This window comes from Prescottella sp. R16 (genome assembly GCF_030656875.1).
Lineage (GTDB): Bacteria > Actinomycetota > Actinomycetes > Mycobacteriales > Mycobacteriaceae > Prescottella.
This window is the reverse complement of record NZ_CP130943.1, coordinates 3,284,389-3,301,289: the sequence shown is the minus strand read 5'-3', so window position 1 is coordinate 3,301,289 and position 16,901 is coordinate 3,284,389. Positions and strand designations below refer to the sequence as shown.

General features: G+C 68.1%; 14 protein-coding genes. 13 read left to right on the top strand and 1 reads right to left on the bottom strand.

The window, feature by feature from the left end:
- Positions 1 to 31: 31 nt before the first annotated feature.
- The 7 genes from Q5696_RS15440 (at position 32) to secA (ending at position 9,693) form a co-directional block, all read left to right on the top strand.
- On the top strand, positions 32 to 673 hold the full coding sequence (locus Q5696_RS15440) for a dTMP kinase (RefSeq protein WP_305092181.1): 642 nt from the start codon (positions 32 to 34) through the stop codon (positions 671 to 673).
- An 82-nt stretch (positions 674 to 755) separates the two neighbouring features.
- Complete coding sequence (mtrA, locus tag Q5696_RS15435) at positions 756 to 1,433, top strand: MtrAB system response regulator MtrA (protein WP_305092180.1); 678 nt, start codon at positions 756 to 758, stop codon at positions 1,431 to 1,433.
- Positions 1,430 to 3,304 (top strand): MtrAB system histidine kinase MtrB, encoded by a 1,875-nt coding sequence (gene mtrB, locus Q5696_RS15430; RefSeq protein WP_305092179.1) that lies wholly within the window; start codon positions 1,430 to 1,432, stop codon positions 3,302 to 3,304. Before mtrA ends, mtrB begins: the two co-directional genes overlap by 4 nt.
- Positions 3,305 to 3,312: 8 nt before the next feature.
- The gene (gene lpqB / locus Q5696_RS15425) at positions 3,313 to 5,103 is read left to right on the top strand and encodes an MtrAB system accessory lipoprotein LpqB (protein ID WP_305095322.1); all 1,791 of its coding nucleotides are present in this window, start codon (positions 3,313 to 3,315) and stop codon (positions 5,101 to 5,103) included.
- 39 nt (positions 5,104 to 5,142) lie between these two features.
- Positions 5,143 to 5,808: a ComF family protein gene (locus tag Q5696_RS15420; protein WP_305092178.1), complete on the top strand. Its 666-nt coding sequence runs from the start codon at positions 5,143 to 5,145 to the stop codon at positions 5,806 to 5,808.
- Positions 5,809 to 6,048: 240 nt separating this feature from the next.
- Entirely contained in the window at positions 6,049 to 6,738 is a 690-nt protein-coding gene (hpf, locus tag Q5696_RS15415) for a ribosome hibernation-promoting factor, HPF/YfiA family (protein WP_305092177.1), read from the top strand.
- Between the two features lie 156 nt (positions 6,739 to 6,894).
- Entirely contained in the window at positions 6,895 to 9,693 is a 2,799-nt protein-coding gene (gene secA / locus Q5696_RS15410) for a preprotein translocase subunit SecA (protein WP_305092176.1), read from the top strand.
- Positions 9,694 to 9,709: 16 nt separating this feature from the next.
- On the opposite strand, the gene Q5696_RS15405 is transcribed toward secA, so the two are convergent.
- Positions 9,710 to 10,216 carry an Rv3235 family protein gene (locus Q5696_RS15405; RefSeq protein ID WP_305092175.1) on the bottom strand — a complete coding sequence of 169 codons (507 nt, stop codon included), beginning with the start codon at positions 10,214 to 10,216 and terminating at the stop codon, positions 9,710 to 9,712.
- Between the two features lie 173 nt (positions 10,217 to 10,389).
- Between Q5696_RS15405 and Q5696_RS15400 the strand changes: the two genes are divergently transcribed.
- The 6 genes from Q5696_RS15400 to Q5696_RS15375 all read left to right on the top strand — a co-directional run bounded on the left by Q5696_RS15400 (position 10,390) and on the right by Q5696_RS15375 (position 16,748).
- Positions 10,390 to 10,818: an HAD-IA family hydrolase gene (locus Q5696_RS15400; protein ID WP_305092174.1), complete on the top strand. Its 429-nt coding sequence runs from the start codon at positions 10,390 to 10,392 to the stop codon at positions 10,816 to 10,818.
- 17 nt (positions 10,819 to 10,835) lie between these two features.
- The gene (locus Q5696_RS15395; RefSeq protein WP_305095321.1) at positions 10,836 to 12,260 is read left to right on the top strand and encodes a WS/DGAT/MGAT family O-acyltransferase; all 1,425 of its coding nucleotides are present in this window, start codon (positions 10,836 to 10,838) and stop codon (positions 12,258 to 12,260) included.
- 57 nt (positions 12,261 to 12,317) lie between these two features.
- Complete coding sequence (locus tag Q5696_RS15390) at positions 12,318 to 12,866, top strand: DUF6912 family protein (protein ID WP_305092173.1); 549 nt, start codon at positions 12,318 to 12,320, stop codon at positions 12,864 to 12,866.
- A 106-nt stretch (positions 12,867 to 12,972) separates the two neighbouring features.
- Entirely contained in the window at positions 12,973 to 14,088 is a 1,116-nt protein-coding gene (locus tag Q5696_RS15385; RefSeq protein WP_305092172.1) for a ferredoxin reductase, read from the top strand.
- A 91-nt stretch (positions 14,089 to 14,179) separates the two neighbouring features.
- Positions 14,180 to 15,439, top strand: a complete 1,260-nt coding sequence (locus Q5696_RS15380; RefSeq protein WP_305092171.1) for a fatty acid desaturase family protein — start codon at positions 14,180 to 14,182, stop codon at positions 15,437 to 15,439.
- 70 nt (positions 15,440 to 15,509) lie between these two features.
- Positions 15,510 to 16,748, top strand: coding sequence for a fatty acid desaturase family protein (locus Q5696_RS15375; protein WP_305092170.1), 1,239 nt, complete (start codon positions 15,510 to 15,512; stop codon positions 16,746 to 16,748).
- Positions 16,749 to 16,901: the final 153 nt, after the last annotated feature.

Sequence of the window (16,901 nt, the reverse complement as noted above, 5' to 3'; positions counted from 1 at the left end):
ACAGGCGGCGCCGCTGCCTACTGTGTCTCCCGTGGGAACTCTGATCGCCCTGGAGGGGCTGGACGGCGCGGGTAAGCGCACTCTCGTCGGCAAGGTGGTGGCTCGGCTCGAGCAGCGGGGGACGCGGGTCGCGACACTCGACTTTCCCCGCTACGGCACGTCGATCCACGCGGATCTGGCGTCGGAGGCACTCAAGGGCGGCCACGGTGACCTGGCCGGGTCGGTGCATGCGATGGCCGTGATGTTCGCGCTGGACCGGGCCGGTGCGGCCGATACGCTGCGGGACCTGGTCGCCGCCCACGACATCGTGATCCTGGATCGGTACGTGGCGTCCAATGCGGCGTACGGTGCGGCGCGGCTGCACGAGCACGCGGACGGCGAGTTCGTGGCGTGGGTCGACGCACTCGAGTTCGGCCGGCTCGGGATGCCGCGCCCCGATCTGCAGTTGTACCTGGACGTTCCGGTCGCGCTCGCCGAGGAGCGGGCCCGGCGCCGCGAGGCCGAGGACAGTGCGCGGGCGTTGGACGCCTACGAGAAGGACAGCGGGCTGCAGGCGCGGACCGGTGCCGTCTACCGCGAGCTGGCCACCGCGAACTGGAATTCCGAGTGGTGGACGGTTTCGCCGGATGCGGATCCGGACGACCTGGCCGATAGGCTGACACTCGTGCAGTAACCGGGCAGGCGCCGGACGGTTCCCCGTATTCGTGAGCGCGCCTTTCCACATTTCGCAGCCCCGAAGATGTAACGATAGGGATATGAAGCCAAGGATTCTGGTCGTCGACGATGACACGGCGCTCGCCGAGATGCTCACCATCGTGCTGCGCGGTGAGGGATTCGAGCCGTACGTGGTGGGTGACGGTAGCCAGGCGTTGGCCGCGGTGCGCGAGACGCGGCCGGATCTGGTGCTGTTGGATCTCATGCTTCCCGGCATGAACGGCATCGACGTGTGCCGGGTACTGCGGGCCGAGTCGGGCGTCCCGATCGTCATGCTGACCGCGAAGACCGACACCGTCGACGTCGTCCTCGGCCTCGAGTCCGGTGCGGACGACTACATCATGAAGCCGTTCAAGCCGAAGGAGCTGGTGGCCCGGGTGCGGGCGCGGCTGCGCCGCACCGAGGAGGAGCCGGCGGAGATCCTGAGCATCGGCGAGATCATGATCGACGTGCCGGCGCACAAGGTGACGCGGGACAACGCGCTCATCTCGCTGACGCCGCTCGAGTTCGATCTGCTCGTCGCGCTGGCCCGCAAGCCGCGCCAGGTCTTCACCCGTGAGGTGCTGCTCGAGCAGGTGTGGGGCTACCGGCATGCTGCCGACACCCGCCTGGTGAACGTGCACGTGCAGCGGTTGCGTGCGAAGGTCGAGAAGGATCCCGAGAATCCCGAGGTGGTCCTGACGGTCAGGGGGGTCGGCTACAAGGCCGGACCGCCGTGATCGGTCCCCGTAGGAACCGGCGGTCGAACCGCGCGTTCGCGCCGCTGGTCCGCTGGAGTCGAGCATCGAGCAACTGGCTCGCCCACGTGTGGCGGCGCTCGCTCCAGCTTCGGGTCGTCGTGTCGACCCTGTCGCTGTCCCTGATCGTGATCACGATTCTCGGTGTCGTGCTCACGAGCCAGATCACCGACCGGTTGCTCGAGGCCAAGATCACCGCCGCCACGGAGGAGATGGATCGTGCCCGCGGCACCGTCGAGGCGCAGTTGGCGGGAGCAGACGACAGTGGCTCGCTCAAGGTGCGGTTGGAGGCGGCCCGGCTGGTCCTGACCAACCGGGAACCCGACAGTGGGCAGAACGCGGGGTCGGCGGGCACCTTCGATCCGGTGCTGATCGTGCCCGGCGACGGCCCCCGTGAGCCCACGTATGCGGGCCCGGTGGATCAGATTCCGTCCAGCCTGCGGGATTTCGTGCACGCCAGCCAGATCGCGTACCAGTTCGCGACGGTCACCGACCCGGACGGCTACACCGGTCCGGCCCTGATCATCGGCAGCCCGACGGCGTCGGACATCTCGACGCTCGAGCTGTACCTGGTGTTCCCACTGGCCAGTGAGGATCGCAGCCTGTCGCTGGTGCGCGGCACGATGCTCATCGGTGGTGCGGTGCTGGCGGTGTTGCTGGCGGCGATCTCGATGCTCGTGGCCCGCCAGGTGGTGCTGCCGATCCGGTCGGCGTCGCGGATCGCGGTGCGGTTCGCCGACGGCCGGCTCAAGGAGCGGATGCCGGTGCGCGGTGAGGACGACATGGCGCGGCTGGCGATGTCGTTCAACGAGATGGCCGAGAGCCTGTCGAAGCAGATCACCCAGCTCGAAGAGTTCGGCAATCTGCAGAAACGGTTCACATCCGATGTCAGCCACGAGCTGCGGACACCGCTCACCACGGTCCGGATGGCGGCCGACCTGATCCACGACAGCAGCGACGACCTCGATCCTGTGCTCAAACGGTCGTCGGAACTGTTGGTGGCGGAACTGGACCGCTTCGAGAGCCTGCTCGGTGATCTGCTGGAGATCTCCCGGCACGACGCGGGCGTCGCGGAGCTGGCGTCCGAGCAGCTGGATCTGCGGATGTGTGCACGGGCCGCGGTCTCGACGGTGCGGCATCTCGCGAAGGAGACGTCGACCGAGTTGATCGTGGATCTGCCGGACGATCCGGTGGTCGCGGAGGTCGATCCGCGGCGGGTCGAACGGATCCTGCGGAACCTGCTGGCCAACGCGATCGACCACGGTGAGGGCAAGCCGGTGCTGTTGCGGCTGCGTGCCGACGACGATGCTGCCGCGTTCATCGTGCGGGACCAGGGCGTCGGTCTGCGTCCCGGTGAGGAGAAGCTGGTTTTCAACCGGTTCTGGCGGTCGGATCCGTCGCGGGTCCGACGTTCCGGTGGTACCGGTCTGGGGCTGGCGATCAGCGTCGAGGACGCGAACCTGCACAACGGCACCCTCGAAGCGTGGGGTGAGCCCGGGAACGGCGCGTGCTTCCGGTTGACGTTGCCGCGGGTCCGGGGACGCAAGGTGAGCCGCAGTCCACTGCCGCTCAAGCCGTCGTCCGGGAAGCTGGTGCAGGGCCGGCCGTTGCCGGGTACCGCGGCCGAGGCGGCTTTCCTCGCAGAAGGGCTGTCGTCGACCGATGTGCCCGCCCCGCGCAACACCGGAGCCGACTCCGCCGCCGCCCAGGCCGACGACCCCGGCCCGGTGCCGCAGCCCGCCGCTCCGGCCCGCCCGGCCGTGGCCTATCCGCCCGACGCGAACTCGGCGGTGCCGCGGACCGGCTCGGATCGTCTGCCCTCGGCCCCCGACGATCGTGAGCCCGAATCGTGAGAGTTGCTGTGTCGTGCCGGAAGCGGGGCGGAACCCGAGCGTCGGCGGTTCTCGCGCTGCTCGTGGCGATGGTGACGGTGGTCGCCGGATGTGCGAACCTGCCGGACTCGTCGGCGCCCCAGGCCATCGGCACGGTCGACCGGTCCCCGGTGACGACGAGCGTGGAGGCACCGGCACCGGGACGGGAACCGGATCTGCTGCTGCGTGACTTCTTCCGGGCCGGCACCGATCCGGCCAACCGGCATCTGGCGGCACGCCAATATCTGACCGAGAACGCCTCCGAGCACTGGGACGACGCGGCGAGCGCCACGATCGTCGAGAAGATCGACCTGATCCTCGAATCGCGTTCGTCGGAGCGGGCCGTGTACAGGGTTCGCGCCAATCGGGTCGGGCAGCTCGAGCCCGGTGGCCTGTACCAGGCGATGGACGGCGACTACGAGGCCAAGTTCAGCTGGGTCCGGGTCGACGGGCAGTGGCGGATCGACGAGCTGCCGAACGGGGTCGTCATGGATCGGCCCGAGTTTCTGAACACGTACCAGCGGCGGTCGCTGTACTTCCTCGATCCGACGGCGCAGACCGTGGTCCCGGATCCGCGGTGGATCGCGGCCGCACCCGATCAGGTCGCGACACAGCTGATCGGGCTGCTGATCGACGGCCCCAAGCCGTCGCTCGCCGGCGCGGTCCGCAACGAACTCGGTGCGGGCGTGTCGATCCTGGGGTCCGTGACGAAGGCGGACGGCCGGACCTCTCAGGTCGGTGTCGGGCTCGGCGGGATCCGGGTCGACTTCCAGGGCCTCGGGACGATGAACGCCCAGACGCGGGAACTGCTTGCCGCCCAAGTGGTCTGGACGTTGACGAACGCCGACATCTCGGGTCCGTACGTGCTGCTCGCGGACGGGCAGCCGCTGGACCAGCGCTACCCGGACGGGTGGACGTCCGCGGACGTGGCGTCGTTCAACCCGCTGGCCACGACGGGCGCGTCCGTGGCCCTGCACGCGTTGCGGGCGGGCGGCATGGTGCGCGTCCAGGACGGTGCGGTCACCCCGGTGCCCGGCTATTTCGGGGCGTCGGACAATCTCCGGTCGGTGGCCCTGTCGCGGGACGGGACCCTGACCGCGGCGGTCGCGGACACGCGGCGTCCGCCGCCGGCCGAGCAGAACGCGCTCGTCGTGGGCACCTACGACGGGAACGTCGCCACGGCACTCGAGGCACAGAGCGTGACCCGTCCGACGTGGGCGTTCGACGGCACCACGGTGTGGGCCGTCGTGAACGGGTCGACGGTGGTGCGGGTGGTGCGCGAGACGAGTACCGGCAAACTCACCGTCACCGGTGTCGAGGCGGCCGCGGTCACTGCGCTCGGTGGTCCGATCACCGAACTGCGTCTGTCCCGGGACGGGGTGCGGGCGGCGATGATCGTCGACGGGAACGTGTACATCGCGACCGTCACCCGGCTCGACGACGGCACCTACACGCTGACCAGTCCGCGGGCGGTGGCGTACGGGCTGGGTGGCCGGGCGGTGTCGCTGGACTGGAACGGAGCCGAGAGCATCGTCGTCGCCCGGGACACGTCCGAGGTGCCGGTGGTGAAGATCGCGATCGACGGGTCCCGGATGGACTCGATGCCGAGCCGCAATCTCACGGCGCCCGTCCGGTCGGTGGAGGCGTCACCGAGCACCGAGTACGTCGCCGACGCGCGGGCGGTGTTCCAGCTGAACAACAACGATCCCGCGGGGGACCGGTACTGGCGTGAGGTGCCCGGCCTCGGCGGTCGGGACTCGGTGCCGATCCTGCCGGGCTGATCCGGCCGGGATGTCGGTGCCGGCGGGCACACTGGCCGGGTGCGTGCGCTACTGGACCTGATCCTTCCCGTCGAGTGCGGCGGGTGCGGTGCCCCCGGCACATCGTGGTGCGACGGCTGTCGCCGACTGCTGGCGGACGTACCGATCGAGGTGCACACCCGCGTCGACACCGGGGTCGAGGTGTGGGCGCTCGGCCCCTATTCCGGTCCGCGTCGGCGCGCGGTGATCGCGGCGAAGGAGCGGGGCCGCCGCGATCTTGCAGATCCGCTGGGGCGTGCGTTGTCGGGTGCGCTGGGGCGGCTGCGGCGGTGGGGCGAACTGGATCCGGCGGGTCCGCTCGTGCTGGTGCCGGCCCCGTCCCGGCCGCGGGCCGCCCGCGGCCGCGGTGGGGATCCGGTGCTGCGGGCCGCGCAGGTCGCGGCGACCGCCACGGGCGGCTGCCGGGTAGTGCCGGCGTTGACGATGCGGGTCGGGGTGCGGGATTCGGTGGGACTGTCGGCGGCGCGGCGACAACAGAATCTGGCGGGCCGGATCCGGTTCACGGCCGCGGGGACCGGGTTGCGGCGCGGTGGAGGCGAGTGGGGCTCTCAGGTGGTGCTCGTCGACGACGTCGTCACGACGGGGGCGACGGTGGCCGAGTCCGTTCGGGTGCTGGCATCGGCGGGTGTGGCGGTGACGGCGGCCCTCGTCGTCGCGGCCGCGTGAGGTGCGGTACCGCGATGTCCTGGGGATTCCGGCGATCGGGACACCTCGATCGTGCGACACACCGGTGAAATATCGCCGAACAGTGGCACACGGCGCGGTTACGTACTAGCGTCGCGTTCACACCCGAAGTCACAGGTGGGAGGTGATATTCCACGTTCTGATGCCGGGTGGTTCCCCGCCCGGTCGAGATCGAACTCGCCGGTCTCACGACGTGAGCCGGCCGTTAATCGGGAGGTACGAGTGACGACCCCTACCAAGGCCTCGATCTTCGTCGAAGAAGACACCGCGGACACCACCGACACCGCGCAGGCCACAGCTCCGTCGAACGGCACCAACGCCGAAATCGTCGTCAAAGGACGGAACGTGGAGGTTCCGGAACACTTCCGAACCTACGTCTCCGAGAAGCTCGCACGACTCGAGCGTTTCGATCCCACGATCTTCCACTTCGATGTGGAACTCCAACACGAACGCAACCGCCGCCAGGCCAAGAGTTGCCAGCGGGTCGAGATCACCGCACGGGGCAAGGGACCTGTGGTCCGTGCGGAAGCCAGCGCGGACAGTTTCTATGCCGCGTTCGAATCGGTGACCGCCAAGTTGGAGAGCCGACTCCGGCGCACGAAGGATCGTCGTCGCGTTCACTACGGGGACAAGACCCCGGTCTCCGTCGCACAGGCGACCGCGGAACTCGCCCGGGACGATTCGCTCGCCATCGACCACGACATCGACTGGGAGGGGCAGGTTCCGCACGGGCCGGGTCAGATCGTTCGTACGAAGGAACACTCGTCCGAACCGATGACCGTCGACGACGCCCTGTACGAGATGGAACTGGTCGGTCACGACTTCTTCCTGTTCCACGACAAGGAGACCGATCGGCCTTCCGTCGTGTACCGCCGTCATGCGTTCGACTACGGGTTGATCCGGCTGACCTGATGTCGCGGCCGGTCGGTCTACTCGCCGAACCGTGATTACGCCTACCATGGAATCCGGCTGGGGTCGCCCGACCCCAGCCGGATTCCATGTGTCGTGTATCCGTGAGCCGGATTCGACATCCGGATTCCGCCACCTGGATTGAGGACGAAGAGGCCCGTGCCGTCACTGTCGCTATCGAAGTTGCTCCGTGTAGGTGAAGGCCGCATGGTCAAGCGGCTCAAGAGCATCGCCGAGCACGTCGATGCCCTGTCTCCCGACTACGAGTCGCTGTCCGACGACCAGTTGCGCGCCAAGACCGACGAGTTCCGTAAGCGCTACGCCGACGGGGAATCGCTCGACGAGTTGCTGCCCGAGGCCTTCGCGGTCGCCCGGGAGGCGTCGCACCGGGTGCTGGGGCAGAAGCACTACCTCGTGCAGATCATGGGTGGCGCGGCCCTGCACTTCGGCAACGTCGCCGAGATGAAGACCGGTGAGGGCAAGACCCTGACCTGTGTGCTGCCGGCGTACCTGAACGCGATCTCCGGGGACGGCGTGCACGTCGTCACCGTCAACGACTATCTCGCCAAGCGTGACTCCGAGTGGATGGGCCGCGTGCACCGCCTCCTCGGCCTCGAGACCAGCGTGATCCTGTCCGGGCTGAGTCCCGCGCAGCGTCGTGAGGCGTACGCGGCCGACATCACGTACGGCACCAACAACGAGTTCGGGTTCGACTACCTGCGCGACAACATGACGCACACGCTCGACGATCTCGTCCAGCGCGGGCACAACTTCGCGATCGTCGACGAGGTCGACTCGATCCTCATCGACGAGGCCCGCACCCCGCTGATCATCTCCGGCCCGGCGGACGCGTCGAGCAAGTGGTACGGCGAGTTCGCCCGTATCGCGCCGCTGCTGAAGAAGGACGTCCACTACGAGGTGGACATCAAGAAGCGCACCGTCGGCGTGCACGAGGCAGGTGTCGAGTTCGTCGAGGACCAGCTCGGCATCGACAACCTGTACGAGGCCGCGAACTCGCCGCTGGTGAGCTACCTCAACAACGCCATCAAGGCGAAGGAGCTGTACCAGCGCGACAAGGACTACATCGTCCGCGACGGCGAGGTCATCATCGTCGACGAGTTCACCGGACGTATCCTCGTCGGCCGCCGCTACAACGAGGGCATGCACCAGGCGATCGAGGCCAAGGAACGCGTCGAGATCAAGGCCGAGAACCAGACTCTCGCCACGATCACGCTGCAGAACTACTTCCGCCTGTACGACAAGCTGTCCGGCATGACCGGTACCGCCGAGACCGAGGCGGCCGAACTGCACCAGACGTACAGCCTGGGCGTCATCCCGATCCCCACGAACAAGCCGCTGATCCGTGTCGACCAGGGCGACCTGATCTACAAGACGGAGGAAGCGAAGTTCGACGCGGTCGTCGACGATGTCGTCGAGCGGCACCACAAGGGCCAGCCGGTCCTGATCGGTACCACCAGCGTCGAGCGCTCCGAGTATCTGTCGAAGCAGTTCACCAAGCGCGGTGTCGCGCACAGTGTGCTCAACGCCAAGTTCCACGAGCAGGAGGCGACGATCGTCGCCGAGGCCGGTCGGTCCGGCGCGGTCACCGTCGCCACCAACATGGCCGGTCGTGGCACCGACGTCGTGCTCGGCGGAAACCCGGACATCATCGCCGACCTCGTGCTGCGCAAGCAGGGTCTCGACCCGGTGCACAATCCGGACGAGTACGAGACGGCGTGGGACGAGGTCCTCGAGAAGGTCAAGGCCGAGGTCAAGGCGGACGCCGAGAAGGTTCGTGCCGCCGGTGGCCTGTACGTGCTGGGCACCGAACGGCACGAGTCGCGTCGTATCGACAACCAGCTGCGCGGCCGCTCCGGTCGTCAGGGCGATCCGGGCGAGTCCCGGTTCTACCTGTCCCTCGGTGACGAGCTGATGCGCCGGTTCAACGGTGCGGCCCTCGAATCGATCATGACGCGCCTGAATCTGCCCGACGACGTCCCGATCGAGGCGAAGATGGTCTCGAAGGCGATCAAGAGCGCGCAGACGCAGGTCGAGCAGCAGAACTTCGAGATCCGCAAGAACGTCCTCAAGTACGACGAGGTGATGAACCAGCAGCGCACCGTCATCTACGACGAGCGTCGCCGCATCCTCGAGGGTGAGAACCTCGAGGGCCAGGTCGAGTCGATGATCACCGCGGTGGTCACCGCGTACGTCGACGGGGCCACCGCGGAAGGCTACGTCGAGGACTGGGATCTCGAGCAGCTGTGGTCGGCACTGAAGACGCTGTACCCGGTCGGCATCGACTACCGGGACCTCGTCGGTGACGACGCCGCCGACTCGGATCTCGACCGGGCCGGGCTGCTCGACGCGTTGCTGACGGATGCGCGCGCCGCGTACGCGACCCGAGAGCAGCAGATCGACGAGATCGCCGGCGAGGGCGGCATGCGGGAGCTCGAGCGTCGGGTGCTGCTGTCCGTGCTGGACCGCAAGTGGCGCGAGCATCTGTACGAGATGGACTACCTCAAGGAAGGCATCGGCCTGCGGGCGATGGCGCAGCGCGATCCACTGGTCGAGTACCAGCGGGAGGGCTACGACATGTTCACCGCGATGCTCGACGGCCTCAAGGAGGAGTCGGTCGGCTTCCTGTTCAACCTGCAGGTCGAGGCGGGCACCCCGCAGGGTGGCGGTGCACCGGTGAGTGTGACCGCGGCGTCGGCGGCTGCCGCGGCGTCGGGCGGCCCGGCCCTGGGGCAGCAGGCCCCGGCTCCCGCCCTCGCGGCGAAGGGCCTCGACGAGGGCCGGCCGAGCGGCCTGACCCTGTCGGGTCCGGCGGAGGACGGCAGCGCCCACGTCAGCCGGATCTCGGGCGACACCGACGCCCCGGCCGGAACCCGCCGGGAGCGGCGGGAAGCGGCCCGGGCCGAGGCGAAGCGACCGAAGTCCAAGCGCAAGCGCTGAATCCGAGGATCGTCGTTCAGGCGATCTGCAGAGCCGTGACCGTCCAGTCGGCCGGGTGGGCGTCGTGACCGCGTTCGATACGCGCGGCCACGGCGAACACCCGGCCGCTGCGGTTGTAGGTGCCGAACACCTCGGCGGCACCGGGCCGCACCGGGCGGACGTGGACCCGCACCCGGGTCGCAGGACCGGGCCGACCGGCCGGGGGAGCCGACCGTGCCAGATAGTGCACGACGTCGACGACGGCGGGAACCGCGACGGCACGCAACTGCGCCGGCGGACGTCGGCGATCGACGACCTCCAGTACCAGTCGCAACGCATGTTCGGCGAACCGGTGGGCGTCCGAGGCGTCCACCGCGGCCGGCCGCGGACGGTGCGGGGGACGGCCGTCGTGCGGGGAACGTCGAGCGGACGACACCGGAGACGACAACGGCCCGTTGCGCCGCCCCGGTTCCTCGGCCGTGGACGGCTCGAATCGTGGTGCGGGAGAAAGAAAACGGTGGGCGGCGTACTGCGCACTGTCCATGTGATGGCCTCTCCGGTGCCGCGAGACGCGGCACCCGTCGACTGGACCGGCGCCGGTGTTCCGGCGACGACGGGTCGACCCCGTGGAGAGGACGGAATCTGGCGCACAGCATGACACGGCCCCACAGGACACGTCCAGAGGCGCTTCGTGCCCGTGCGGCCTAGGGTGGACCCGTGCGCGGGCTGGTGCTGGATTTCGGTGGAGTGCTCGGTGGTCCCGGTGCGGACGGTGAGCTCATGGCGGGCGTGGTGGAACAGGCGCGTCGACACGGGGTGCGGACGGCGATTCTGAGCAATGATCCGGGTGGTCCGGCAGGTCGGGGACTGCGGGAGCTGGCGGGGCCGTTCGTGGACGTCGTCGTGCTGTCGGGGGATGTGGGGCTGGCGAAGCCGGATCGGCGGATCTACGAGTTGGTGGCGCAGCGGATCGGGCTCGACCCGGGTGAGTGCGTGTTCGTCGACGACCTCGTCGGGAATGTGCGGGGTGCGGCGGCTGCGGGCATGGTGGGTGTGCATCACGGGGATCCGGTGGTGGCGGCGGAAGAGATCCGGATTCTTCTGGGTTCGGACGGTGTGGGCACGGTCGAGCGGACGGAGCGGTAGTGGCGAAAGCGGTCCGGATGTCGGCGCAGGATGCGTCGTTCTATTTCCTCGACGCGAGCAACACCCCGATGCACATGGGGTCGTTGGCGATCCTGCAGGTGCCGTCGGGTGGTCTCGACTTCGAGGCGGTGTTGCGGCTCGTCGAGGGCCGGTTGCATCTGGTGCCTCGGTATCGGCAGAAGGTACGGGAGGTGGCGTACGGGCTGGCGCGTCCGGTGTGGGTGGACGACACCGATTTCGACATCACCTATCACGTCCGGCGGTCGGCGTTGCCGTCCCCGGGAACCGACGACCAGCTGCACGATCTGGTGGCGCGGTTGACGTCCCGGCCGTTGGATACGACGCGGCCGCTGTGGGAGATGTATGTCGTGGAGGGGCTGGCCGGTAACCGGTGTGCGGTGTTCGTGAAGTCGCATTCGGCGTTGGTGGACGGCACCCATGCTCTCGACATCGGTCAGGTGCTTCTCGACGAGGACGACGAGTTGCCGGCGGTCGTCGACGATCTGTGGATGCCGGAGCGGGCGCCGGGGGAGCCGGCGCTGGTCGCGGAGGCACTCGCCCAGTTGGTGGCGCAGCCGCGGGAGGGCATCGCGACGTTGCGGATGACGTTGCGGGACGTGAACACCGTGGTCGACGAGGCGTCGGAGGTGCTGGGCAAGCTTGCGGCTCTGGTGCGGACGGCGGCGCAGCCGGCGCCGTCGAGTCTGTTGAACGTGCCGGTGTCGCGCAGTCGCCGGTTCGCGGTGGCCCGCACGGATCTCGAGCGGTACCGGGAGATCCGGGCCCGGTACGGCTGTTCGATCAACGATGCGGTGCTGACCGTGGTGGCGGGTGCGATGCGGACGTGGCTGTTGTCGCGGGGGGAGCCGGTGTCGGAGGCGTCGACACTGCGGGTGCTCGCGCCGATGTCGATCTGCGAGGCCCGACCGGGCACGAACGGGGCCGCCGTCGTCGATGTGTGTGGCGCCGGGGAGTCCGGTGCGGAGCATGCGTGGACGTCGTCGTTCCTGATGGATCTGCCTGTGGGGGAACCGAACCCGGTGATGCGGCTGTCGCACGTCCAGCATGCGACGGAGGAGTTCGCACGGCAGGGTCGCCCGGTGACGGCGCGGACGATGGTGCGGTTGTCGGGGTTCGCTCCGGCGTCGCTGCATGCGCGGGCGGCGCGGCTCGCGTCCGGGATGTCGCAGCGCATGTTCAATCTCGTCGTCACGAACGCGCCGGGGCCGCAGATTCCGTTGTATCTGGCGGGGATGCGGATGGTGGAGATGTATCCGGTGTCGCCGCTGCTCGAGAATCAGACGCTCGGTATCGCCTTGACGTCGTACGACGGGTACGTCCACTACGGTTTGAATGCGGACCGCGACGCCATGCCCGACGTGGATGTGGTGGCCGCGTCGTTGCACGAATCTCTCGAGGAGTTGGTGGAGGCCGGTGGCTGAGCGGTGGATGGTCGAGACACACGTGGCCCGGGTGGCGTACGCGGCCGGGAGCCGGGCATGAGGGTCTATGTGCCCGCGACGGTCGCGATGTTGCAGAAGCTGGTCGCCGAGCGGGAGCTGACACCGGTGAGCCGGACGGCGTTCGCGGTGACGCCCGCGCTGCGGGAGGCCTACCATTCGGGCGACGACGACGAACTGTCCGAGGTCGCGATGGCGGAGGCGGCGCGCGCATCGCTGCGCCTGTTGGCGGCCGAAGCTTCCGAAGCCCCCGAAGTCCCCGAGACGGCTGAGGCGGGCGGGACGGGAGCGGGCGGTGCCCCGCGTTTCCGACGGGCGGTGATCGCGGCGGACGTGCCGGAGGCGAAGCATCGGCCGGATCTCGACGATGCGGTGGTGCGGCTCGCGGACGTGGTGACCTTGTCGCAGGTGGCGTCGGTGCATGTCGATCTCGCGGAGGCGGAGGCGGACGTCGAGAAGGCGGTCGCCGTGATCGATGCAGCCGATCTCGGGGACGAGGATGCCGAGTTCGTGCTCGGGGACGCCGAGGATCACGAGCTGGCGTGGTACGCGACGCAGGAGCTGCCGTTCCTGTTGGAACTGCTCTGACGGAACCCGCCCCGGTTCTTACCCTCGCTCACTACCCGGCCGTAACTTACGCAACCGTAGCCTTCTGGTCTACGCTGGCTGCTGCACGATGCGAGAGGGAGGTCGGATGGGACTGAAGAGCTGGATCGAGGCGCCGGCGGCGAGGGCCGCGGGCTCGAACCGGTCGGTGGCGAACGTGGTGCGCGGTGCCGTCACCCGGTTGACGACACCGCTGCTCCCCGACGACTACCTGCATTTGGTCAATCCGTTGTGGTCTGCGCGTGAGTTGCGGGGCCGGATCGTCGAGGTGCGGCCCGAGACGTCCGATTCCGCGACGTTGGTGATCAAGCCGGGCTGGGGATTCGACTTCGACTACCGGCCGGGCCAGTACGTCGGTATCGGCATTCTCGTCGACGGTCGCTGGCATTGGCGCTCGTACTCGCTCACGTCGGCGCCGGACGTCGACCACAAGCTGATCTCCATCACCGTGAAGGCGATGCCGGAGGGGTTCCTGTCGAGCCATCTGGTCACCGGGGTGCCGTCGGGCACGATCGTGCGCCTGGCCGCGCCGACGGGGAATTTCGCGTTGCCGTCGCCGCCGCCGGAGAAGATCCTGTTCCTCACCGCGGGCAGCGGTATCACGCCGGTCATCTCGATGTTGCGGACGATGGACCGTCGCGGTGACCTGCCCGACGTGGTCCACGTGCATTCGGCGCCGACCGCGGACGACACGATGTTCGCGGGTGAGCTCGCCCGGCTCGGGGCGGCACATCCGTCGTTCCGTTGCCACGTGCAGCACACCCGGACCGCCGGCAAGTTCGCGCTCGCATCGCTCGACGAGGTGTGCCCGGACTGGCGGGAGCGGCAGACGTGGGCGTGCGGTCCGCAGGCCATGCTCGACGACATCGAGCAGACGTGGAAGCACGAGGGCGTCGAACCGAATCTGCACCTCGAACGGTTCGCGGTGTCGCGGGCCGATCTGTCGGGGGAGGGCGGCGCGGTGACGTTCGCCCGTTCCGGCAAGAATGCGCAGGTGGACGGGGCGACGACGCTGCTCGAGGCGGGTGAGAAGGCCGGGGTGCTCATGCCGTTCGGCTGCCGCATGGGTATCTGTCAGACGTGTGTGGTCCCGCTGGCGTCCGGTCATGCGGTGGACCTGCGTACCGGCAAGGAGCATGCCGAGGGTGAGCGCATCCAGACGTGCATCTCCGCGGCGGCGGGCGACTGTACGCTCGACGTGTAACTTTCGAGCGTTTCGGTGTTCGGCGTGTCGTCGGGTACCTGACCACTGTGGTTGATCCCCAGTGCCTGATCTATCCGACGGAGGATCCTCGGTGGCCATCACCGACATCAAAGAGTTCGCCCATCTCACGGACGCCGACATCGAGTTGCTCGGTGCCGAGCTGGACGCGATCCGCCGTGACGTCGAGGCGTCCCGTGGTGTGCGTGACGCTCGCTACATCCGTGGGGTGATCCGGGCGCAGCGGTCGCTCGAACTGGGGGCGCGGGTGGTACTGCTGGGCAGCCGGCGGCGTCCGCTGTGGGTGCTCGGGACCGGCATGTTGTCGCTCGCGAAGATCATCGAGAACATGGAGCTGGGGCACAACATCACCCACGGCCAGTGGGATTGGATGAACGACCCGGAGATCCACTCCACGACGTGGGAGTGGGACATGACGGGCCCGTCGGAGCATTGGAAGCGCGCCCACAACTACGCCCATCACACGTACACGAACATCGTCGGCATGGACGAGGACGTGGGATTCGGGATCCTGCGGATGACGCGGGACGAGAAGTGGCGTCCGATCAATCTGCTGCAGCCGATCGCGAACGTGGTTCTCGCGGCCGGGTTCGAGTGGGGTATCGCACTGCACGACCTCTCGGCGCAGAAGAAGCTCGAGGGCGTCGACCCGATGCAGCTGAACTCCGGGCCGAACAGGCAGTTCGCGGTCAAGATCGTCCGACAGGTCGGCAAGGATTTCGTGCTGTTCCCGGCGTTGACGGGGAAGGCGTGGAAGCACACGCTGGCCGCGAACGCGACGGCGAACCTGGTTCGCAACCTGTGGGCGTACGCGGTGATCTTCTGCGGGCACTTCCCGGACGGCGCCGAGAAGTTCACGGTCGAACAGTTCGAGAACGAGACGCGTGCGCAGTGGTATCTGCGGCAGATGCTGGGCAGCGCCAACATCGATGCCGGTCCGGTGATGGCGTTCCTGACCGGCAATCTGAGTTACCAGATCGAGCACCACCTGTTCCCGGATCTGCCGTCGAACTGGTATGCGGAGGTCGCGGCGCGGGTGCAGGCGCTGTGCGCGAAGTACGACCTGCCGTACACGACCGGGCCGTTGAGCCGTCAGTATCTGCTGGCGTTGCGGACGATCCACAAGCTGGCGTTGCCGGACCGGTTCCTCACGCGGACGTCCGACGACGCCCCGGAGACGTCGTCGGAGCGCAAGTTCGCGTCGACGGGATCGCAGATCGCGGAGGCGTTGCGGGTCGATGCGGAGACCGGACGCCGGCGCGGGCTGTTGTCGGCGCTGAGGGCGCATGCCGAGGCGCAGGTGGGACGGCGTCGCGCCCTGCGCCGGGGCTGACGTATCGTGATCCACGACACAGTCACCGATCGGTAACCTACGGTGTCGTAACTTACGGTACGGTAGGCCCGTGGCGATTACGGACATCAAGGAGTACGCGCATCTGACGGATGCCGACGTCGAGGCGCTCGGACGCGAGCTCGATGCGATCCGCCGGGATGTCGAGGAGTCCCGTGGCGAACGCGACGCCCGGTACATCCGCAACACGATCCGGCTGCAGCGCGGCCTCGAGATCGGTGGCCGGGCTGTACTGTTCGGCAGCCGCAAGCGACCGCTGTGGCTGCTCGGTGCCGGCCTGCTCGGCGTCTCGAAGATCATCGAGAACATGGAGCTCGGGCACAACGTGATGCACGGGCAGTGGGACTGGATGAACGATCCGGAGGTCCACTCCGCGAACTGGGAGTGGGACAACGCCGATCCGTCGGCGCACTGGAAGCAGACCCACAACTACCTGCATCACAAGTACACGAACATCCTCGGCATGGACGACGATGTCGGATACGGGCTGCTGCGGGTGACCCGTGACCAGCGCTGGAAGCCGTTCAACTACGGCAACCTCGCCTACAACACGCTGCTGGCGCTGGCGTTCCAGTACGGTGTCGCGATCCAGCATCTCGAACTGGGCAAGGTCGCCAAGGGTCGGGACGATCGCGCCGAGACCAAGCGCAAGCTGGCCGAGGTCGGCGAGAAGATCGGCAAGCAGATCGTCAAGGACTACGTCGTCCACCCGGCGCTGACCGGCAAGGCGTGGAAGTCGACGATGACGGCGAATCTGACCGCCAACGTGATCCGCAACGTGTGGACGAATGCGGTGATCTTCTGCGGTCACTTCCCGGACGGTGCCGAGAAGTTCACGAAGGCGGACGTCGACAAGGAGACGCACGCCGAGTGGTACCTGCGCCAGATGCTCGGCAGTGCCAACATCTCGGGCGGCCCGGTCATGGACTTCATGACCGGCAATCTCAGCTACCAGATCGAGCACCACATCTACCCGGATCTGCCGTCCAACCGGTACGCCGAGATCGCGGTGAAGGTGCGGGCGCTGTGCGACAAGTACGACCTGCCGTACACGACCGGCCCGCTGCTGGTGCAGTACCTCAAGGCCTGGCGGACCATCGCGAAGCTGTCGCTGCCGAACAAGTACCTCACCGACACCGCGGACGATGCGCCCGAGACGGCGTCCGAGCGCAAGTTCGGTGGCAACACCACTGCGACGATCGATCCGGTGACCGGCCGTCGTCAGGGCCTGCTGTCGGCGATCACGGCATCGAAGAAGCGTCGCGGCCTGCGCGCGCTGCTGTCCCGCTAGTTCCGCTGACACCCGGTTTCCCGGTGTGGCACATACCGATTCGGTACGTGCCACACCGGGAAACCCGCCTCCCGACGTCCGGTCCCGAGCGCTGTGCGGAGACGCCGGTGTTCGAAAGCCGGTTGTCCGTTGGGAGGGAAACGGTATTGACGA